Source organism: Chitinivibrionales bacterium, from assembly GCA_035516255.1.
Taxonomy (GTDB): Bacteria; Fibrobacterota; Chitinivibrionia; order Chitinivibrionales; family FEN-1185; genus FEN-1185.
Genome location: DATJAL010000001.1, coordinates 40,938 through 62,564, shown reverse-complemented (window position 1 = coordinate 62,564; position 21,627 = coordinate 40,938). Strand labels below are relative to the sequence as shown.

13 protein-coding genes are annotated in these 21,627 nt (G+C 46.6%); 9 read left to right on the top strand and 4 right to left on the bottom strand.

The features are described from left to right. The first annotated feature begins 134 nt into the window (after positions 1-134). Both VLX68_00250 and VLX68_00245 read left to right on the top strand, forming a co-directional pair. Positions 135-4,463: an acyl-CoA dehydratase activase gene (locus VLX68_00250; GenBank protein ID HUI90651.1), complete on the top strand. Its 4,329-nt coding sequence runs from the start codon at positions 135-137 to the stop codon at positions 4,461-4,463. A 7-nt stretch (positions 4,464-4,470) separates the two neighbouring features. Next, positions 4,471-5,931, top strand: coding sequence for a PAS domain-containing sensor histidine kinase (locus VLX68_00245; protein ID HUI90650.1), 1,461 nt, complete (start codon positions 4,471-4,473; stop codon positions 5,929-5,931). Between the two features lie 23 nt (positions 5,932-5,954). Here VLX68_00245 and VLX68_00240 read toward each other — a convergent pair whose 3' ends face one another. The 3 genes from VLX68_00240 to VLX68_00230 all read right to left on the bottom strand — a co-directional run bounded on the left by VLX68_00240 (position 5,955) and on the right by VLX68_00230 (position 7,824). Continuing rightward, complete coding sequence (locus VLX68_00240) at positions 5,955-6,770, bottom strand: HD domain-containing phosphohydrolase (GenBank protein HUI90649.1); 816 nt, start codon at positions 6,768-6,770, stop codon at positions 5,955-5,957. A 43-nt stretch (positions 6,771-6,813) separates the two neighbouring features. Beyond that, positions 6,814-7,194, bottom strand: coding sequence for a response regulator (locus tag VLX68_00235; GenBank protein ID HUI90648.1), 381 nt, complete (start codon positions 7,192-7,194; stop codon positions 6,814-6,816). 270 nt (positions 7,195-7,464) lie between these two features. Further along, positions 7,465-7,824 carry an STAS domain-containing protein gene (locus VLX68_00230; GenBank protein ID HUI90647.1) on the bottom strand — a complete coding sequence of 120 codons (360 nt, stop codon included), beginning with the start codon at positions 7,822-7,824 and terminating at the stop codon, positions 7,465-7,467. 208 nt (positions 7,825-8,032) lie between these two features. Between VLX68_00230 and VLX68_00225 the strand changes: the two genes are divergently transcribed. The 5 genes from VLX68_00225 to VLX68_00205 all read left to right on the top strand — a co-directional run bounded on the left by VLX68_00225 (position 8,033) and on the right by VLX68_00205 (position 13,119). Further along, positions 8,033-9,133: a response regulator gene (locus VLX68_00225; GenBank protein HUI90646.1), complete on the top strand. Its 1,101-nt coding sequence runs from the start codon at positions 8,033-8,035 to the stop codon at positions 9,131-9,133. Position 9,134: 1 nt separating this feature from the next. Beyond that, the gene (locus tag VLX68_00220) at positions 9,135-10,154 is read left to right on the top strand and encodes an SRPBCC family protein (protein HUI90645.1); all 1,020 of its coding nucleotides are present in this window, start codon (positions 9,135-9,137) and stop codon (positions 10,152-10,154) included. A 322-nt stretch (positions 10,155-10,476) separates the two neighbouring features. Further along, positions 10,477-11,340 carry a hypothetical protein gene (locus tag VLX68_00215; protein ID HUI90644.1) on the top strand — a complete coding sequence of 288 codons (864 nt, stop codon included), beginning with the start codon at positions 10,477-10,479 and terminating at the stop codon, positions 11,338-11,340. A gap of 105 nt (positions 11,341-11,445) precedes the next feature. Continuing rightward, entirely contained in the window at positions 11,446-11,703 is a 258-nt protein-coding gene (locus VLX68_00210) for an acyl carrier protein (GenBank protein HUI90643.1), read from the top strand. A 54-nt stretch (positions 11,704-11,757) separates the two neighbouring features. Further along, complete coding sequence (locus VLX68_00205) at positions 11,758-13,119, top strand: AMP-binding protein (GenBank protein ID HUI90642.1); 1,362 nt, start codon at positions 11,758-11,760, stop codon at positions 13,117-13,119. A gap of 7 nt (positions 13,120-13,126) precedes the next feature. Here VLX68_00205 and VLX68_00200 read toward each other — a convergent pair whose 3' ends face one another. After that, positions 13,127-14,428, bottom strand: coding sequence for a radical SAM protein (locus VLX68_00200; GenBank protein HUI90641.1), 1,302 nt, complete (start codon positions 14,426-14,428; stop codon positions 13,127-13,129). A 62-nt stretch (positions 14,429-14,490) separates the two neighbouring features. On the opposite strand from VLX68_00200, the gene VLX68_00195 reads away from it, so the two are divergent. Together VLX68_00195 and VLX68_00190 are read left to right on the top strand one after the other, a co-directional pair. Continuing rightward, entirely contained in the window at positions 14,491-16,263 is a 1,773-nt protein-coding gene (locus tag VLX68_00195) for a thiamine pyrophosphate-binding protein (GenBank protein ID HUI90640.1), read from the top strand. Between the two features lie 197 nt (positions 16,264-16,460). Beyond that, positions 16,461-21,599: an AAA family ATPase gene (locus tag VLX68_00190; protein HUI90639.1), complete on the top strand. Its 5,139-nt coding sequence runs from the start codon at positions 16,461-16,463 to the stop codon at positions 21,597-21,599. The last annotated feature ends 28 nt before the right edge of the window (positions 21,600-21,627 follow it).

The following is a 21,627-nucleotide window of genomic DNA, read 5'->3' as shown; positions in this document are numbered from 1 at the left end:
TATTACATTCTCATTCCATGGCATTTTGTTTGTGCCGCTTTCAAAATATATCTTCTATTCAGGTTACCTGTGCCGTGCCTTTCGCAGCCGTTTTTCGAAAACAGGTTTGTAGGATTCATCGTGGAGATCGCAACATGAAATCCCTTGGCATCTGCTTTGGCGCCACGACCGTCCAGTATGCGGTTGTCAAGGGCGACGCTGAGTTTAAAATCATTGAGCAATCCGGCAGGATTGCCCATGAGGGAAATCCCGGTCAGATTTTGCAAAACCTGCTTTCCGGTCTGAATTTATTTGAAATAGACGCTGTTGCGGTCACGGGCCGCAGCTTCCGCAACAATGTGGCGCTTACCGGCGTTTCAGAGCCTGAGGCGCTGGAGACCGCACTTTTTGAAGACTTTAAAAATAAGGAATTTCCCAACCTCGTGGTCTCGCTTGGCGGTGAAACAACGCTTGTTTATAAAATCGGCGAGCGGGGAGGGATCGTATCGCTCCATTCAGGCAACAAGTGTGCTTCGGGAACAGGGGAGTTTTTCTTGCAGCAGATCAGGCGTATGGGGCTGTCCCTTGACAATGCGGTCGAGCTGGCGGGGCAGGGCATGCCGCACAAAATCGCGGGCCGCTGCAGCGTTTTCTGCAAGAGTGACTGCACGCACGCACTTAACAAAGGCGAACCAATCGCGAACATCGCCGCAGGCCTTTGCTCCATGGTCGCGGACAAAATTGCGGATCTTATCAAGGACATGGAGTGTGACAGGGTCATGCTGGTCGGCGGCGGGGCGCTTAACACCGCCGTCGTCTCGATATTGTCCAAGCGTTTTTCCTCGCTGCAGGTGCCGGAAACTGCGGCTTTTTACGAAGCCTATGGAGCTGCGCTGTGGGCCATGATAAACCGATGCAGAAAGGTACCTGGTGACATCCGCAAGCTGGTGCTTGGAGCCAGGGCGTCCTTTGGCCATCATACCCCATTGTCAAAGGGCCATCATCTGGTTACGTTTGAGAAAGACAGCCGCGCAGGATTTGATCCGGAAGCTGAATACATCATCGGCCTCGACGTAGGCTCCACCACCACAAAGGCCGTGCTCATGCGGCGGGACAAAAAAATTACAGCCTCCGTATATCTTCGCACCAACGGCAACCCGGTTGAGGCTTCGCGGAAATGCTATGCGGCAATCCGCGAGCGCATCGGCAGGAAAAAAGCCCGCATCGTCGCGCTCGGCGTGACAGGGTCAGGACGCCAAATCGCGGGACTGCATGCGCTCACCGACAATGTCATCAACGAAATCATCGCGCACGCGACGGCTGCAGCGCATTTTGACAAGGACGTGGACACCATTTTCGAAATAGGCGGCCAAGACGCAAAATACACCTTTCTCACCGGCGGCGTGCCCTCTGACTACGCGATGAACGAAGCATGCAGCGCGGGCACAGGCTCTTTTCTCGAAGAATCGGCGCTCGAATCATTGAACGTTAAAATGGAGGACATCGGCGATCGCGCGCTTGCCGCCGGTAACCCGCCCAATTTCACCGACCAATGCGCGGCATTCATTTCCAGCGACATCAAGCTGGCCGGACAGGACGGCATTGACAAAAACAATATCCTTGCCGGACTTGTCTATTCGATCTGCCTCAATTACCTCAACCGCGTCAAAGGTTCCAGGCCGGTGGGAAAGAAAATCTTCATGCAGGGCGGCGTCTGTTATAACAGGGCCGTGCCTGTGGCCATGGCGTCGCTGTTAAAAATGCCCATCATCGTACCGCCGGAGCCCGGCCTCATGGGCGCTCTCGGCGTGGCCCTCGAGGTTAACAATCGTCTTTCACTCGGGTTTTCAGCGCCGCAGGCGTTCGATCTTGAAGATCTCGCCAATCGCGAAGCGGTAAAAGAAGGGACTTTCACCTGTGCAGGCGGAAGGGAAAAATGCGACCGGAAATGCGAGATTGCGAAGATCCGCATCAATGGAACCGTGCATTCGTTCGGCGGCATTTGCAACAAATATTACAACCTGAGGATAAAGAAAAAGGTCGAAACGGGAAGCCTTGATTTTGTCGCCATCCGCGAAAAATTATTGTTTGAAACCTATGGCGCGCCTGCCGGTGCCTTTAACAACGGCCGCACCGTTGGTCTGTGCAGGTCGTTTCTCACCCATACGCTGTATCCTCTTTACTCGCATTTCTTCTCGGAGATGGGATTTACCGTCGTTCTTTCCGATGAGATTGACCCGAAGGGCATTTCGCGCATCGAGTCCGGTTTTTGCCTGCCGGGGGAAATAGCGCATGGAAGTTTTTACAATCTTCTGCAGAAAAATCTCGACTATATTTTCCTGCCGCACATTACACAGCTGCATGTCAGGAACGTCCCCACCTACAGCAGGCTCTGCATTTTTGTCCAAGGTGAATCCTATTATCTGAAGACAACATTTCGCAAGGAGCTGGAAGCTTCACCGACGATCATCCTTTCTCCGGTTATCGCGATGAAAAAAGGATACCGGCAGGCGCAAAAAACGCTTGCGGCAATGGCAGTGGAGATGGGAATTGCCGAACCGGTCGCACGCGAGGCGTATGCAAAGGCCTGCGGCGTGCAGCTTGCGTTTGACAAGAAATTGCTCGAGGCGGGAAGGGAAGCGCTCAGCTGGCTCGATTCGCATCCGGAAACTTTCGGCGTCGTCCTGTTCGGCAGGCCCTACAATTCGTTCACCAACGACGCGAACATGGGTATTCCGCATAAAATCGCCTCCCGCGGACATCTCTTGATTCCCCACGACATGCTTCCGTCCGACGAATACGAGGTGGACAGCCAGATGTTCTGGGCCATGGGCCAGAAGATAATGAAATCGGCGCAGATGGTGAAGGAGCATGCCCGACTGTTCGGATTTTACATCACCAACTTCTCCTGCGGACCCGATTCATTCCTTCTCACCTATTTCCGCAACCTCATGGGGCGAAAGCCGTCGCTCACCCTGGAGCTCGACCAGCACACGGCGGACGCGGGCATCGACACGCGCGTGGAGGCGGCGCTTGACATCATGAAAAGTTATTGCAGGACGGCAACCGGCGGGCGCCGGAGGGGCGATACCGTTCTTCTGCCCACGTGGGTCGACTTCCAGGGCAAGGTGCCGGTCGTGCATGCGTCTGACGGCCGCGTTCGCTCCATTTACCATTCCGATGTCGAAGTTGTTTTGCCGTCGATGGGACGCTACGCCACCGAGGGAGTTGCCGCGGTGATGCGGAGCATCGGCATTGCGGCAAAGGCACTCCCTATATCGGACAAGGAGGTGCTGCTCGAAGGAAGAAAAAACACGTCGTGCAAGGAATGCCTGCCGTACATCGTGACCACCGGCTCGTTCATGCATTATTGCAAAACACAAAGGCCTTCGGATAAAATATCGCTGTTTTTCATGGCATCCGGAGGCGGACCGTGCAGGCTCGGCCAGTATTGCACCGCCATGGATCAGTTGTTCCACACCAACGGCGTAAAGAATGCCGCGGCATTTCCCATGACAAACGAGAACGGCTACGCGGGACTCGGCGGGCGGGCACTGCTCTCCGCATCGCAGGCGATCATGGCTGCGGACGTGTTCTGCGAGATACGGAGCTTTCTCGCTGTTGCGGCGCGTGACCGGGATTTCGCGCAGAAAATCCTTGAAGAATGCTGGCAGGAGCTCGTCCGCTATTTTGAGGGCAAGCTTTCGATTCGATTTTCCATCCTGCTCTCCTTGATAAGCCGGAAGCTCAAACAAATTCCTCTGGCGATGAACATGGGGGATGTCCCCGTCGTTTCGCTCATCGGCGAAATTTTCGTGCGCCAGGACGAATTTTCCCGGAAAAACCTCATCGATTATCTCGAAAGGCGCGGGTTCATGGTAAAGGTTGCGCCGGTCTCCGAGTATCTTGCCTACAGCAACTACATCGTGAACCAGGGGTTCGGCGAAAAAGAATTTCCGCTTAAAGAGCTGATGAAGCTGCGGGTCATCACCGGAGTCCAGGAATGGTGGGAGAGAAGAATCAAAACCGTTCTCGCAAAAAGCGGTTGCTATAAATTCGAAATGATTGAGGTGGACAAGACCATGGCATCCGCAGGCCATTTGATGAATGAACACTTCAGGGGAGAATGCATCCTTACGGTGGGCCTCGGTTTGCGGGAGATACTGCATGATTCCTGCGGCGTCGTTTCAATCGGCCCCTTTGGCTGCATGCCGTCGCGCGTTGCAGAGGCGGTGCTCAAGAAGGAGATGAACGTCAAAGGCAAACTGCGGATGAACACGACTTTTCGCGGTAAGGCCTTGCTCGAAGATTTATCGGAATTTCCCTTTCTGGCCGTTGAAACCGACGGCAGCCCTTTTCCCCAGCTTATCGAAGCGAACCTTGAGGCGTTTGTCGTACAGGCACGAAGGGTGTACGATAAAATGAAAAGCCATCACCAGGGATCAAGGGAAAAAATGGCAATCAAATCATTTATAAAAGCCTGATAAAGTTATGACGTCTGTATTCGAGAAATTCCTGCGGAACCGTCTGAAGATGAGCGCCGAGAAGTTCCTGTGGCTTCATGGGATCATTTTTCTGTCGTTCCTTGCATACGGAGCAATTTTTATTCTGATGTACCGTTTTTTCGGCCCCGGAGTGGCATCATTTTCTTTTTTACCCATCATTATCATCGCATGGTCGTGGGGAGGGGTTGCCAACGGATTGATAGCAGGCGCGGCCACAATCCTTTTCACAACGTTGCTGTTCGTTATCGCTGACGACCACAGCTGGGATACCTTATTCAGGCACCACGGAATTCCGGGCAGCATCGCTTCGTTGACCATAGGAGCAATCGTCGGCTACCTTCGCGACTTGCGGGAAAAGGTCAATGCGCAGCTTGAAGAAAAGAAAAAGGTAGAGGTGAGTTTCCACGCGATGTTCGATGTTACCAGCGAAGGTGTCACTCTCGTGAGCATTACTAACGGTAAAATCGTCGCCGCAAATCCATCGATCTGTAAAATGTTCGGTTATACAGAGCAGGAATTCGTCGGCATGGATCCTCTGACCATTGCAGCGCCCGAAACCCATGAACATTTGAAAAAAGCAGTGACCTCCCTTGCCGCGGACGGCTCAATCCCGGACAGGGAAGGGATCGGCATTTCCAAAAGCGGCACACGGCTCGATTTGTTCCTTTCTTCGCGCAAGATTTCCTGGAATGGCGAGGACGTCATTTACACCACTTACCGCGACATCACGCCGCAGAAAAAGTTTCAGGAACAGCTCAAGAAAAAAAACATCGACATTCTCAATTTCACCAATGATGTGACGCACGACCTTCGGAAACCGCTCACCGCGCTCAAGGTGATCGTTTCGATGCTGGACAAGGGCATGTTCGGCGAGCTTTCCGCCGACGGGAAGGAATCGGTCGCGGCCGGAATGAAAACAATTTCCTACATGCAGGAATTGCTGGATAATCTTTTAGAATGCGCACGGCTCGAAACGGGAATCCAGCCCCTGCACAGGGAAATATTTCCCCTTAACGAGCTGTTCGCGCAAATACGCAAACGGTTTGAATATCAGATAAAGGAGAAAAACGTTTCATTTTCACTTGGCGAATGCGATTTCTTGATTTCTGCGGACAGAAACCAGATTTCCAGGGTGCTCATGAACCTTGTTGCTAATTCGGTGGCCTACATCGGCAAGGGGCCTAATTGCTTCATTTCGATACGATGCGAAAAGAAGGCCGATGAGGTGGTAGTGGCGGTCTCCGACAACGGCATCGGCATTCCCGTCGATTCGCAGGCCGCGCTTTTTTCAAAATTCAAGCGCGGCAGCAACGTGGGGGATGTCACCGGCACCGGGCTTGGGTTGACAATTGCTAAAAGCATTGTCGAGGCGCACGGCGGCAGGATCTGGTTTGATTCAACCGTGGAAATCGGAACGGTTTTTTACTTTACCGTCAAGGCGGGTTAGCGGAGGCTGCGATAAACACACTATCAAACCGCTGCCGTGTTAACTTCTGCATTGATTTTCATGACCTCGCTCGAATGCTGCAGAAATACCTCCGCAAGCTCCGGGTCAAAATGCTTTCCTTTTTCCCTCTTGATGATGTTAAAGGCGTGAGAGACGGGCAAAGGGTCTTTGTATGAGCGCCGTGACGTGATTGCGTCAAAGGTGTCCGCCAGCGCGACAATCCTGCCTTCGAGCGGAATGGCATCACGCTCGAGGCCGTAGGGATATCCGCTTCCGTCCCATTTTTCATGGTGTGAAAGTGCGATCTTGCACGCGGTCCTGAGGATTTGTGATTTTGCGTTGTCCAGGATTTCCGCGCCAATGATGGTATGCCGCTTCATGACGGAAAATTCTTCGTTTGACAGTTTGCCCGGCGAGGTGATGATGTGATCGGGAATACCGATTTTGCCCACGTCGTGCATGGGCGCCGCATACAAGACGGTGAGTACCTCGCGCTCGTCAAGCCCGTATTTTTCCGCGATGAGCGCACTGTAACGGCTCATGCGTATAATATGCTGCCCCGTGAATCGGTCTTTGTATTCGACGGCAAGAACAAGCCTCTGCACCGTGTCGTAATAAGCCTCCTGGAGCTCATTATTCACCGATTTGAGAAGGGTAACACTCCTGCGGAGGTCGGCAGCATATTTTTTAAGCTGATTGTTCGCGTCGCGCAATTCATTCTTCTGCGCTTTGGTTTCCCGATACAGGCGCGCGAAATCGCGGGCGTATTTGATGGATTGCGACGAGGCGAGCGCGAGCTCGTTTTCCATGAACCTGGTTTTTTTAGATTTCAACAGCATTCATCAATCCTTGGAAGACGGGGCGACGGCAGGGCCGTAAAAGTCAAACAGTTTCACGGCGGAGGGCAATATCTTCAACCCACTGCAGCAAATCGAGGGGGCTGAACGGCTTGATAAAGTAACATGCTGCGCCCGCTTTTGTCGCTTCTTTCTGCGCCCACTTCTCGCTTGTACCGGTTAATATTATTACTGTGCATTCTTTGGTGAGCGGATTCGCTTTTATTGCTTTTGTCGCTTCGATGCCGTTTACCTTTCCCGGAAGCATCACGTCCATAATGATGAAATCGGGTTTTTCCACCGTGGCTACGGCGATGGCGCGCATGGCATCGGCAGCTTCGAAAACTTTGTATTCGGCCGTGTCAAGGGTGGCGATTACAAGCTCCCTGATGTCTTTACTGTCATCAACAATAAGGATTTTTTTCATTTAAGGAAGATAATTTTAAAGATATCTATTTAACTTTGCATGATTTAAGGTCAATAAAATCAAGAAGATTGATTATATAATTAAGTTAATTTGATGTCAATGGAAAGAAAAACAATTTCAGTGTGATGGATTAAGGATGCTATTATTTATTATCCAATCCCTGAAATTATGCATTCGAAATTAGTGATGATTTTTATTGAAGAACGGAAAGAACTTCACAATTTCTTATAATGTCATTTCACATGATCATCTTGTCGCAGGATGAGTAAGTCAAATAGAAGAAGATGGGGCAGAAACAGTGTCGGATACCAAATCATTTTCATCTGCGAATATTTTTATCACCTTATCAAAGTCGATAACCGACAAAATATCCAGGATGTCCCTGTTAGCTTCGACGATGGCAAGCCGTCCGCCAGCGTCTTTAATCAATTCGGAGCAGGCGATGAGAACAGAAATAGACTTAGTATACAGGTAGGATGATGGTGTAAACGCAATCGCAATCAGACGCGCGCCCTGGGCCAGACGCTGCTCTATAACAGATTTCAACCCGGTGAGATCGCTGTTGAGGCCCACATCCTCTTTTAGGCGTATGACAAGGTAGCCGTTCTTTTTATAGACTTCAAGTTTCATTGGCAGCTTTCTATCCGACTTGACCATTGCCTGAACTTTTTCAAAATAGATTTCGCAACTGTTTTCAACAAAGATTTTATCCGGTATTTTATAAAACCGGCAGGAAGTTTATATCCGGACAGGAATCATGTTATTTGAAGGAACCTATAAAATTATTAATTATATTTATTTTTATTTCAGCGGATAATCCATAGCAATGGGTCTTGTCATGGCATCTGAAAAGATTCCCCGCGCACACATCCTTCTCGTCGATGACGAAATGCCGATATGCATAGGCGTGTCCGGCCTTTTGGAGACCATGGGATTCACTGCGCAATACGCCCTTAGCGGGGAAGAAGGCATCCAATATCTTGATTCCCACCCTGAAACCGACATCGTTCTGCTCGATATAAACCTCGGCCCCGGCAAGAATGGCATCGAACTGCTGCCCGATATACGGGAGCGTCACAAATATGTCCAAGTAATGATGTTCACGTCGCACGATTCACTCAGCACGGGCCTGGAGTGCATGAAAAAGGGCGCCGCGGATTACTTGACAAAACCTTTCAACGAAAAGGAATTTCTTAAAAAAGTCCCTGATGTCATAGCCAAGAAAAATATTGCAAAGCTCAATGCACTCTATTTCGGGATTCTTATCCATGATCTGAAAAGTCCCTTGCAATGCATCATGGGTGCGTGGGAACTCGCGAAACGGTATCTTCCCGAATCGCTTAATCAAAACCAACAGAGAATCGTCACCACGTGCGATTCGGGCGTCTTGCAAATGAAAACAATGATAGAGAACATATTGAGCGTGGCCAAGTTCGAGGCGGGCTCGATTTCTCTATCCCGGGAAAAGTTTTGCGTCAACAACGAAGTTGAGGCGACGCTTGCGCCGCTGCGCCAGCAAATTCTATCTTCTAATAGAGCTTTTTCAATAGAACCCAGGGAGAACCCCCCTCTTTTCCTGGTTGCAGATCGGGATCTGTACTCGCGAATCCTTTTTAACATTGTCTCCAACGCCGTTTTTTACACACCCGCTGAGGGCAGAATCGCCGTGTCCTATCAGGAATGTGCGGACGGCGCTGTGCAGACAAGCGTGAGCAATTCAGGCTCGTACATTGAAGAGGACCAGAGAAACATGATATTCGATAAGTTTTCCAGCGTTCAATTGGTAAAACAGTCTGCCGGCGTCAGGAATTTCGGCCTGGGACTTACCTTCTGCAAAATGGCGGTTGAGGCCATGGGTGGAAAAATCCGCGTGGAATCGGACAAGAGCGTGCCGCAGACGACGTTTATTTACACAATAAAAAACATCGGGGACAATTGAGATGGGTTACGAACGCGTTTCGACAGAGGCGATCCTGAAAGGCAAAGTGAGAAAGGAATTTGCGTGGACCATCATTTCCGATTATTCACGGTACGAGAACATCATGGAAAACGTCGACCGCGTTAATATCATTGAAAAATCCGCCACCGAGGGAAAATCCGAATGGTTCGTGACCGTAGAGGAGGCACCCCTCAAATGGGTGGAACGCGACTATTACGACGTTGACAATTACGAACTCCGGTTCGAGTCCATTGACGGCGATTTTGAGAACATCAACGGCAAATGGAAGGTCGAGGATTTTCAGAACGAGGGGATAAAAATCTACTTCTCCATCGATTACAACCTCGGCATTCCCGTCATCGAGGAGGTGCTCGGGCATATCCTCAAGGAAAAAATGAAGACCAACATCGATTCCATGATCCATGCGATAAAGGAGGAATTGACAAGAACGCAGGCCGACGACAGGAAATTCCGGCGTTTCAACGTTGGCAGATACAACAACATCAACCTCAACGGGAAAGACATCCGCGCCTATGTGGTGAACATTTCACAGATGGGCATGATGTTTTACTACGACGGCGAGTTCGACGCCGCCAACGTGACGGTCAAGATAGGGAACATGGTCATCGAAGCGGAGTCGCTGTTCAACGATCTCAAGCACAAAAACTCGCGGATCATTTTTAAAAAAGCCGTCAGTGTGCAGCAAATCGAGGAAATGGTGAAACTGCTCACCACGACCTCGACGAGAACCTGGGAACGCCAGTTGGTCGAGAAACATGTTTCGATCGTGTCAGGTGGCCGTGCGTTGCCGATCTTTCTCATCAACATTTCTCCCAAAGGCATGCTCTTTAAATACGACGATCATTTTGAGTGGCATGACGAACCGTTCGATCTGGCCGGCATAAAACTGACTGCGCGGGAAATGCACCATGATATCGCATCAAGAACCGTGCGCATCCAATTCACCAACGCGCTCGGCGAAACCGAATATGCGGCTCTGTTAAAAAGAATCAAAGAGTAGGGCTTTGGTCTGCAGCAATAGCGACATGCTCCGTGAAAAGGATTCAGCCGTGGACCCGCATTACAAGGGCTCAGTTGCCTTCATAGGCCATCCAGCCGACATGGATCTTTACCGTGCCTACATACGCCATCTCAAGCCCAATAAGACCTACAGCGACAAACTTCTGATCAAACTTTTCGAATGGGCGCCCTCATACAAGGTGACCGAATGGCGCGGCCTGACTTTCGACGGCAAAGACTTTTTCGACGCGCATCTCATCATGGTCCCGTTTTTGCCCGACATGAAAGACATTCGTCTCCGAAAAGTGGTTGAAAAGATCGACATGGCCCTTTCCATCGCTTCACAAAGCGGATGCAGTGTGGCCGCTTTGGGCGCTTTCACCTCGATTGTGCTGCAGGGGCAGGAAAAGGATTTCGCCCAAAAACACGAGATAAAGCTCACTTCCGGCAATTCCCTTACCGCCGCGGTCATTGTGCGCTCCGTGGAGAAGGCAGCCGCTGAATTCGGCGTCGATTTAGGTAAGATAACCCTGGGTATTGTTGGTGCATCCGGTGATATCGGCAGCGGATGTGTTTCTTATTTTGGCAACAGAGTGAAGAAGATGATCCTTACCGCGCGCAGTACGGGATCATTAGAGACCCTGCTGCAAAGCCGGAAAGACCTGATGACTTGCGAGGTTGAAATATCAACCGATAACAACAAGGCGGTGCAATGGTCCGATATAGTCATTTTTGTGACAAGCGCCTATGTCCCAATATATGTACAGGACGATTTCAGGCCGGGCACCATTATCTGCGACGCTTCAGCCCCGCAAAATGTGAAGGTGACTGAGCCGTTGCGGAAAGATGTTTTTATTTATCACGGCGGAATTGTATCTCTGCCGTTCAATCTGGACCCCGGGTTCGACATCGGGCTTGCCGCCCCGGATACGTTTTACGGGTGCCAGGTGGAGGGCATATTGATTGCACTTGATGATTCGCTGCCATGCTCCTGGGGCAGGGGAAACATCACTTCGGAAAAAATAAATTTATTTCTCAAAAAGCTGGATGCATTTCAGAATTTAGGCATTTCTTTTTCTGCCGGAAAGCATGTTTATACGGATGAGGATTTAAACCGATACAAGAAATGTTTGATGGAACTCAATAAAGAACAAAGACCTTGCAATATTCCCGCAACCGTTGCATAATAGAAAGAAATCCAAAACCTTTGATGCAAAAGTTTCAGGCCGGTGAATCAACAATAATAAAAACAAGCATAGTGCAAATCAACTTTATTCCGGGGGGAAGAGGAGATGACCGAAGCTTTAAAAAAAAGAATCTACAATGCCATCCGGAGCGCGGTAAATGTCGATCCCGCCACCATTGATCCTGAAAAAAACCTGCGGGAGCAGGTGAATCTCGACTCCATGCAATTTGTGGCGGTGTTGGCAAGACTCGAAACGGAATTCAACATCGAGCTTCCGATTTCCGCAATGGAGGCAAAAACGTTCAACGATTTTCTTGCAGTGCTGGATGGCGAAATCGAAAAGGCCGGGGCCGTTTCAAAATAACGCCCGCCTGAGTCAAACTAACATTGGTGCGCTCTTGAACCGGAACACTTGCTGATGCCGCTTCTCACCGACAGACTCAATTTCGGCAACATCTATTTCAGGGACAAAACCTACACGCCCGACACGGTAAGTCGAAGCATTGACGCCGTGTCCGACCGACTTAATAAGCGTTCCGTTTCAAACTCTCCTTTTGTCTATCTTTTCGCCCCTAACCACATCAAGATGGTTTATGCGCTGTTCGGCATCATCAAGTCCGGGCGCATCTGCGTGCTGGTGGACCCTGCCATAGGCAGACTGGAGCTTGTCGAAATGATGGCCGATACCGTCCCGGGCGCCCTCATTCGCATTGATAAAACGACCGACGCGTTTGATTTTGAAAAAGAATTCGAATTCAGGGACTGCAGGTTGGAGGAAAAACGACTGGAAGGGCTGGAAGACGTGTGCCTGATGCTGTATACGAACGCATCCGACGGGTTCGCAAAGGCGGCGATGCTGACAAATGAGAGCTTGTTTGCCAATGCAAAGGCAGGTATGTTGGCTAATAAAGTCACAACTGGTGCAATATCTTGCGCATTGATATCTTATTGCCATTTATTTGCTTTGCAAACAGGCATTTTTATCCCAAGTCTCTCAAAAACTTCCATATTTATAGTTGAGCTAGAAGAATTCCTGAAAATAAAAATAATTGCCGATCAGATAAATAAGCTGAGCGTGTCGCACATTTACAGCATTCCCGCCATTTTTTATCCTCTGGGGAAATTTTATAAAACTAAAGGCTTCCCAACTACATTAAGAAGTTGTGTCTGTGGCGGCGTGCCGCTTTCCGATAAAATATTCAATCTATTTAAAAGCAACTTCAATATTGAAATACAAATAGGCTATGGTCTTACGGAAGCATCGCCAATCTGTACATTTCATTATCCTGGAGACAAAGTAAAGCAAGGTTCGGTAGGACGCGCTTTGCCTTGTTGCGAAGTGAGGATTTTTGATCTGAGGGACCAAGTCCTGCCCATCGGACAAGTCGGAGAGATATGTATTAAAGGTATGAATGTAATGAAAGGATATTATAATAATCCGAAAGCTACGCATTTGATTTTAAAAAATGGATGGCTCCATTCAGGAGACATAGGTAAAATGGATGAGGAAGGGTATCTCTATTTCATTGAGTGCAAAAAACGAATGTATAATTTGGGCGGAAATAAAGTATATCCTGCCGAATTGGAACGACTACTGAAGATACCTGGGAATGTTATCAAGGCAACCGTTGAGTGTGAACCAGATGAATTGCTATATAATATTCTACGTGTAAATGTTGAACTTAATAATAAGAATGAGAATGATAAAAAAAAGTATCAAACTTGGTGTGAGGAATATATTTCCAAATATAAGCTACCGCAGAAAATTAAATTCGTATAAATAATTTTTATAAAATATTGATTTGTTTTTTAAAAATATTTTTAAAATAAGTTGCTCTTTTTTCAAAGGCTTCTCTCGTATTTATCATTTTATACGCATCAAACAATCCTGATTGTAATTCCGAGGCGCTCATTTTTTTAGGAATAAAATTCACATCCCAAAGGGTATATTTTTCCCAAGGAGTAGTTAATAATCTGTTTTCTTTTAATAATCTCTCCCTTAATCTTGTACCTGGATAGGGGGTAAGGATGCTGAAATTCCCATAATAAAGATTGTTTTCTAAGACAAATTCGGCGGTTTTTTTAAAAATAGTAATATCATCATGGTCGAAGCCGAAAATAAAAGAACCCATTACACCAATGCCGGTTTCCTGAATTCTTCGTGTATATGTCGAATAATTAGATAATCTGTCATATTTCCAGGAGTTATTATTAATTGCTTTTAAGTTTTTTGCTGATATACTTTCAAGCCCCAATAAAAGAAATTTGCAATTACTTTTTCGAACCATTCTTAACATTTCGTTATCCTGGGCAATGGAAATGTCAGATTGGCCTAACCATCTAATGCCAGATTGTTTGAAATAATCTAGCAATAGGGTAAGGTAGTTTTTATTTACGGCAATATTGTCATCAGCAATACCAATCAGAATATCCCCCAGTTCTTTTCGGATCAATTCTATTTCTTGCTTTAACTGACTTATATCTTTAAATCTGTATTTTGCACCAAAAATCTTTGATGCAGCGCAAAAATCACAATCGTGCGGACATCCGCGTGTGGTTTGAAGCCAGACAATCGAATAGAAATGTTTTTTTAACAGATCATATCTTGGTAATGGTGAATCTTTAAGGTTTACTGCCTTATCTGCCCTATAAAAGGGTAATAATGTATTTCTTCCCAAATCCGTTAACAATATCGGCCAAGTGTTTTCAGATTCACCGATTACAACACTATCACAATGTTCTTTAGCTTCTTCCGGCAAAATCGTAGCATGAATTCCTCCAATAGTGACTGGTATATTTCTTTTCCTAAATTCATCCGCAATCTGGTATGCCCTGGTTGCTTGCTGGGTCATTGCAGTGATTCCGACAAGATCATATTTATCGGAAAAATTTATTGGTTCAATATTTTCGTCGATAAGTTTCACATCATATTCAGGTGGCGTCAATGCGGCAACTATCAATAAACCTGTCCCTAGGCCGGACCAATTTTGACGGTATGTTATTGTATAAGGTGAGTCGTCCCAGAATTTTCTAAATTCTGGGTCATTGCTGCTGAAATTTCCTTTGGGAGATATAAGTCCAATTCGCATAGTGGATTTTCCCTGGGAATAATTATATTAAAAGTAAATAAAAAACATGATGGAGAGCATGCATGAAAATAACTGTCGCGCAAGCCATTGTTAAGTGTTTAGAAGAAGAAGGCGTGGAGTGTGCTTTTGGAATAACCGGTTCACATTATCTTGCGTTCTTCAATGCTTTAAGAGGCTCAAGAATAGAATTCATTTCTGTCAAGCATGAAGGCGCGGCGAGTCTTATGGCGTTAAACTACGCAAAGTTTGCGCAAAAGCCTGCCTTAATTCTTGGTACAGCGGGTCCCGGCGCAATGAATCTGCTTGCCGGAATAGCCGAGATGCACAAGGCAAATATCCCATGCTTTGTGCTTACCCCGATAGTCCCGACATACTTATGGGGCCGAAATTCTTTCCAGGAAGATTCCGGAATTGGAAACACCTATTCAATTTCCAGCATAATGAAAGAGGTTACTAAAAAGACGATTACCGCCATAGATCCCGAGAACATACCTTTCCACATACGTGACTTATGCAGGTGTTCTTCATACGGGCGAAAAGGCCCGGTTCATCTACTGGTTCCAACGGACCATTTTGAGAAACAGATAGACTTCTCTTCTATTTCTATGAAAGAATACCGTTGCACAGAAAGTGTGAGGGCGGAAACAAAACAAATTTTCAAGATAGTCGAGGAGCTCAAGAACTCTACGAAACCACTTCTTCTTATAGGTCAAAGATGCTGGTGCCCGGACGTATCCGACAAGGTTCAAGAGCTTTTTGAAACATTTGGCATTCCGGTTATTGTTACCGCGAGCGCCAAAGGCCTTGTTGACGAGTTTTCTCCCTTTTTCGGCGGGGTATTGGATTTGTACGGTCACAGAAGCGCAGAGGTGCTGGTCAAGGAAAGCGACACAATAGTCGCGATAGGAGAGGATTTCGGCGAGTTTGCCACGTTAAAATTCGATCCGGATTTATTTTCCGGGAAAAAATTGATTCAAGTCGATATCGACGGCTACGACATCGCACGCAACTACCCCGTCTTTCTCGCGACAACCGGCGACCTGGGGGAAATTCTCTCAAGAATCACCGTCGAAATGGGAAAGGTTGTTACAAAGAAATATTTTGGCGAAGATGTGAAAGAAAAGATTGCTCTGGATAATAAGGCAAGTATAGCCGAAATGAATGATTCCGCGACACCATTGCGGCCCCAACGAGTCTTCAAAGAGATCTCCGAAATTTTGCCGTTGAACTCAATGGTGTTTTGCGATATTGGGGCGAATGGCTATTTCTCATTACGAAACCTGAAGACCCGTAAGAATGCATATTCCATAACCATGAGCAATTATACCCTGGGACAAGCCATTGCTGGATGCCTTGGCGGAAAAAAGGCATTTCCTTCAAAAATGGTGTTCTCGATTTCCGGCGATGGGGCATTCCTGATGCATGGCATGGAAATCGCAACCGCCCGGCAATATGCGTTACCGGTTATTTGGGTCATTTTTGTAGAGAATCGTTATAATGTTGTGGAGTGGGCGCAAAAGCTAATTTATGGCGACCTTGGTTATTGTACATCGTTTTTCATGCCAGATCTTAGGCTATTTTCCGAATCATTTGGCATACACTATTTCAAGGCGATAGATGTTGCTTCTATCCGTTCCTCGTTTAAAGAAGCAATAACATATTATGAAAATGAAAAATCATCCTCCATAATTGAAATTAACTATGATAAAGAGGAGATGCTGCCTCTTAAACCGCGAACTGTAAAATTCATTCAGGACATTAAGAACCTGGAAGATTTCAAGCCTACATCGGCGCTTATGAAGGCGTTAAAAAAAGTATTTCAGGAGAAGGTCTGATCTGGGGCGACAAATAGAGGCTGTCTTTCCGTAAGATAAGTCCGTCCGTGATATTTTTCTGTTTCGTCCAAACTGAGCCTGATCCCCATCCTTTTTCTTCTTGACAGAAAAGCCTTTTCAATAATAGAATTTAACTTACCTATTCTGATCGGTTCTTGTGTAGTTTTCCCTTCAATTAATTTATCCTTTAAGCGAGTATGGAAGCCCTTCAGCAAAAATTCGACACCATCAATCTTGTTTCCTCCAGCCATGACAGCGACGTGTTTCTGGTGAAAAAAAAGGAAACAGGGGAGCGTTTCCTGCTTAAATCGCTAAAGGAGCAAAAAGGCGTCTCGGGTGAGGCCATTCAAAGGAAAATACGTTTCAGAAAAGAAGTGGACACGGTTTCTTCGCTCGACCACCCGAACATTGCCAAGCCGGTACTCACATTTGCCGACGAAATCAGCTATTCGATCCTGTATCCCTACCGCCGCGGAACCACCCTTGCAAAAATCTTCGAAGCCAAGGGTGCAATTGCTCCCGATGAAGCCTTGTTGTACGTCCAACATGTCCTGGACGCGCTTGAATATGTGCATGCGCGGGGCATTATCCATTGCGACCTGAACCCTAACAACATTTACATCAATGAAGAGCGGGGCCTGGAACTCCTTGATTTCGGTCTTTCCATGTTCGAAGAAGAGGCGCGAAAGGTGCCGGAAAACAGGATAGTGGGCACCATGCCGTATCTTTCGCCCGAGCAAATGGGGTTTACGGATTTCAAAATTGATCCCAGGTCAGACCTTTTCTGCGTCGGAATTATGCTCTACAGGATGATCTCGGGGAGTCTGCCGTTTCCCGATTACAAAGATTCTCTTGAAGAACTTCTTAAATTTACCCTTAAGACCGAAGTCAAACCCGTCAAAAATATTCCCGGCTATCTTAACACTATTCTTCTGAAATCCTTAAAACCCTCTCCGGATGACCGTTATCAGACCGCAAGCGGGTTCAAACACGATATAGAACAGGCAATTCTCAGCATTAAGGAAGAAGGAAAAACCACCTTTGTCCCCGGCGAAAGAGACGCCATAATAGCTGCCGGCCGCTCAAAAATATTTGTCGGCCGCGATGCCGAAATCGAGGCTCTTAACCGGGGGCTGGAACAATTGGAGTCGGGAAATGGTTCCTCATTCCTGATTTTCGGAAAGTCGGGCGTGGGCAAGACCGAGATAGTCGGCCGGTTCAGTGTAAAGGTAAATGAAGAAAGAACAATGTTTCTTTCCTCGAAATGCAACAAGTTCAGCTCGACCCAGCCTTATTCCGTTGTCCGCCATCTCATTCTTCAACTGCTTTCGAAAATCGCGCTATGCAGTCCCAATGAAAAAAACCTGTTCAAGGAAACGCTGCAGAAATATCTTACCGACTATTCGGGCGTTATATGCTCGATAATCCCGGAGCTTCACGGACATTTTGAAAAAGTGGGGGAGATAGACAAGGTAGAAAAGGAAAAAGAAGCGGAGCGCATCATCCATGTCCTTTCATTGCTTTTCGCCGCGATCGGCCTTTTTAAGCAATCAATCGTATTCGTTGATGATTTCCAATGGATAGACCAGATTTCATTTCAAGTGCTTAAAAAATTTCTCGGCATGCAGCCCTCATGCATGCTCGTGATTTCGTTCAGGACGGAAAAATCTGACACCGACGTTTTCGCATACGGCGCGGACCTCAGGAAAATCGGGATAAGAAAGCTGCTTCACGTCAGGCCGTTTTCCCGTGCGGACATCAAAGAGCTTGTTTCGTCCCGAATAGGCGATATTCAGGACGCGGGCGGCCTTATTGATGTGCTGTGCGCTAAAACGGACGGCAATCCATTCACGGTTTCAGAAGCAGTGCAGTATCTGGTGAATGCTTCCATTCTCAAACCTTCTTCTTCGGGATGGGTTTACAGCAAACCGGACATTAAATCGCTGCCGGAAAAATTCGACCCCGTCTCTCTCGTGCTTTCCAGATTGGAAATATTGAATGAGAACGAAAAACGGTATCTCATGCTTGCGTCGCTTATTCAGGGAAAAATCGAAACAGACATTGTAGAAAAAATCGGTGGTTTTGAAATAAAGGAAGTGAGCCGTATTCTCCGCAAGCTCGAAAATCTGGGATTTATAATAAGGAAATCCGAAAATCACTTTTACTTCAGGCATGATAAAGTCCAGGAATCCATAGTTCTGCGCCTGCCAAAGAATGATGCTTTTACGCTTAATGAAAAAATAGCGGTTGTTTATGAAGAAAAATTAGCCTTGAATAAGGAATTAATATTCAACGCGGCGGAATATTATCTGAAGAGCAAAAACCTGGCAAAAGCCATAAAGGTCTGCTACGAAGCTGCTCGATACGCATCTGAAAAAATCACGTTCGACATTGCCACGCGTTATTTCATGAACACTTCCATCATGGCGTCGCAATGTCCGGCTCTTGGCCTGCCTGTTCCCGTGGACTTGATCAAAGTACAGATGGAGTTCGGAAACGTGCTCATGATGACCGGAAGGAACCAGCAGGCGCTGAATACGTTTTTGAAATTGCTGGAAAAACCCGAGGCGCTTGAGAAGTACCAACAACTGGAAATAAAATATAGAGTTGGGTCGATTTATCATAACATGGGGGAGTTTGATAGCTCTATAAAATTTTTCACTGATACTTTAAAACAGATGAATGCTAAGTTGCCACAAAGTAAGGCTCTGGCCAGCATTTTACTTTTATTGCAAGCAATAATACAATTTATTTATTCAATTGGTTTAAAGCATTTAATTCCCAAAAACATTACCGAAAATATTAGGCTTACCTTGACAATATCTAATAAATTATCTTACTCGTTATTTTTTAAAGACATGGTTCTGGCAATGTATATACATCTTAAAGCAATGAACCTTGCAGACAGATTGCCGGATTGTTACGAAAAAGCAGAAACCTACATTTTTCATATTGTTGGCGCCTATGTTTCACTAATGAAGAACAGATCATTAATTTATTTTGATAAATCAATTAAAATACTTGGAAAGATAAATCGCAAAGACCTGTTTGCTACTGCAGAATGTTTTTGTGGAATCATTTATGCGTATTGGGGCAAATGGAAAAACGCCATAAAAATGCTGTACAGTTCCATTGAAAAATACCGTTCCGCTGGAGATTTCTGGGGTCAAATTGTCCCAATAGAAAATATGGGCTGGATTCAAGAAAAAAAAGGAATGTTAAAAGAAAGTATTGAGTTATTTGAAAAGGAAATTGAACTATGTCAAGAATGTGGTGATTTGAGAGGTTTCTTGAATGCTAGGAGTACTAAAGTATTTCTCTATGAGTTACAAAATGTCAAGAATGAAGATGATATTTTAAATATTGAAAATGAAAGAACTAAAATTCACGATTCTCTTGTTCAGACAATCATTAGTGGATATCTTTTAAAAACAGGAATCTTGCGAAATCAACTAAGAGAATCTTACAAAATCAGCACCAATATTGCCACAACCATTAAAGAAAAAAATCTTAACCAGGAATATGTAGCCTTCGCTTTTTCTACCCATTGCGAAATACTTACTATCGAATTGCGAAACAGGCTAAACAACGAATTAGCCAAGCAACTGGATCTTTCAGAAAAAAAACTCCTTAAAGAACTCATTATCAATTGCAGAAAAGCCTTTTTCCAGGGTATTGTTTATCCGCCACACATGGGCGCCGCCCTCCGCTGCCTTGCCTGGTACAGCGCCTTTAAAGGCCGCCGCCGCATTGCCAATTATCTTTTTAAGAAGGCCATCAAGAGACACCACGTTCTCGACATGCGGTACGAGGAAGCCAAGTCGCTGCGCGATTATGGCTTGTTTCTTGAGGATTGCAACCTGCCCGGTCAGGCCCGTGACCAGTTCAACGCCGCTTATAAGCTTTTTCATCAATGCGGCGCGGTACTGGAGACCGACCGGCTTAAAGACAAAGCGGACATCGTTATTTTTGAACATAGGCCTCACGCGGCTCCCCAGGAAATCCAATTATCCGAATCGGCCTCGGAAATAAGCCAGGTACGGCTTGATACACTTTATGAGGTAAGCGCATCAATAAGGAAGATTGATGACATTGATGTCCTGCTCAAGCAGGTTCTGTCCGCGATGATCAAGGCGACGGGCGCGCAGTACGGATGCGTGTTTTTAGACGGGAACAGCGAGAATGATTTCACCGGTAAATCGCTTGCCATGAATTTTGACGGCACGATGATAAAACCTTCAGACATCCGTTTTATGGATAAAGTAGTTGAGGAAACAAAAAAGCAGAAAGCAATCGTCCTTGTTAAAAATGCTCCAAAAGAAGATCTTGATAAAGGCGATACCGACAGGGTCCGTTCGGTCCTTTGCGTGCCGTTGTGCCATGGCGACAAATACCAAGGCTGCGTTTACCTCGGCAACGACATGGTAAGCGGCCTTTTCTCGGAAAGCGCGAAAAAAACGGCGCAGATCCTGTCCGCGCAGGCCGACATCCTCCTTCAAAACGCTTATCTCATGGAGGAATTCAAACGCCTCAACAGGAACCTGGAAAAGAAGGTGAAGGAACAGACAAACGACATTCAGGAAAAAAACAAGCAGCTCGCGGAAAATAACGTAAAACTGGTGGACGCCGAGCGCATGCGAGGGCTTTTTGCGGGCACGATCGTGCACGATATTAAGAATTTTGCGGCCGGAATCGAGGGTAACTCCACGTTGCTTGCCAAACAATATCCGGAAGATCCAAAAGTGCTTAAAACGGCGCGGATCGTGGGCGATTGCTGCTCGAGCATTGTCAGCCTTGCATCAAACCTGCTTGATATCGGAAAGATGGAAGAGGGCAAGCTCCGCATCAAAAAGGAAATCCTTACCAAGGACGTTTTGTTTGATATCGCGGATTTACTGCGTCAGAACGTCATGTTTGAAGAAAAGAATATTTCCGTGGATTTAGTGGACAACACAAAGGGTTCGTTTACCATAGAGGCGGACTATTACCTTGTGGAACGGATAATGCAGAACCTTTTCAGCAATGCGGCAAAGTACGTTCCGCGGGCCGGCACTGTTGTGCTGACTCTTGAAATCCGGAATGATGAGAATGTTCTGTGCTTCTTCAATTCAGGGAATCCAATACCCGACGAAGAAAAGATTACCATATTTGATAAATACTCGCGCCTCGAAAGCAAAGGTTCCCAATATTCCAAAGGGCTTGGCCTTTTCTTCTGCAAAATGGTGATGAATGCCCATCAGGGCCGTATCTGGCTTGATACTGATGAAAAAGGTAATTATTTCAAACTTGCCTTTAAGAACAAAGTTCTGCCGGTTCCCGTTTCCATCCTCGCATAGATTTTATCCAGCAACTTTCTTTTTTCTT

What these genes read in the sequence shown, in the direction of transcription:
- VLX68_00210 (HUI90643.1), top strand. Translation starts at nt 11,446, where the DNA reads ATGACCGAAGCTTTAAAAAAAAGAATCTACAATGCCATCCGGAGCGCG.
- VLX68_00225 (HUI90646.1), top strand. Translation starts at nt 8,033, where the DNA reads ATGGCATCTGAAAAGATTCCCCGCGCACACATCCTTCTCGTCGATGAC.
- VLX68_00245 (HUI90650.1), top strand. Translation starts at nt 4,471, where the DNA reads ATGACGTCTGTATTCGAGAAATTCCTGCGGAACCGTCTGAAGATGAGC.
- VLX68_00200 (HUI90641.1), bottom strand. Translation starts at nt 14,428, where the DNA reads ATGCGAATTGGACTTATATCTCCCAAAGGAAATTTCAGCAGCAATGAC.
- VLX68_00220 (HUI90645.1), top strand. Translation starts at nt 9,135, where the DNA reads ATGGGTTACGAACGCGTTTCGACAGAGGCGATCCTGAAAGGCAAAGTG.
- VLX68_00240 (HUI90649.1), bottom strand. Translation starts at nt 6,770, where the DNA reads ATGCTGTTGAAATCTAAAAAAACCAGGTTCATGGAAAACGAGCTCGCG.
- VLX68_00250 (HUI90651.1), top strand. Translation starts at nt 135, where the DNA reads ATGAAATCCCTTGGCATCTGCTTTGGCGCCACGACCGTCCAGTATGCG.
- VLX68_00230 (HUI90647.1), bottom strand. Translation starts at nt 7,824, where the DNA reads ATGAAACTTGAAGTCTATAAAAAGAACGGCTACCTTGTCATACGCCTA.
- VLX68_00205 (HUI90642.1), top strand. Translation starts at nt 11,758, where the DNA reads ATGCCGCTTCTCACCGACAGACTCAATTTCGGCAACATCTATTTCAGG.
- VLX68_00235 (HUI90648.1), bottom strand. Translation starts at nt 7,194, where the DNA reads ATGAAAAAAATCCTTATTGTTGATGACAGTAAAGACATCAGGGAGCTT.
- VLX68_00190 (HUI90639.1), top strand. Translation starts at nt 16,461, where the DNA reads ATGGAAGCCCTTCAGCAAAAATTCGACACCATCAATCTTGTTTCCTCC.
- VLX68_00195 (HUI90640.1), top strand. Translation starts at nt 14,491, where the DNA reads ATGAAAATAACTGTCGCGCAAGCCATTGTTAAGTGTTTAGAAGAAGAA.
- VLX68_00215 (HUI90644.1), top strand. Translation starts at nt 10,477, where the DNA reads ATGGCCCTTTCCATCGCTTCACAAAGCGGATGCAGTGTGGCCGCTTTG.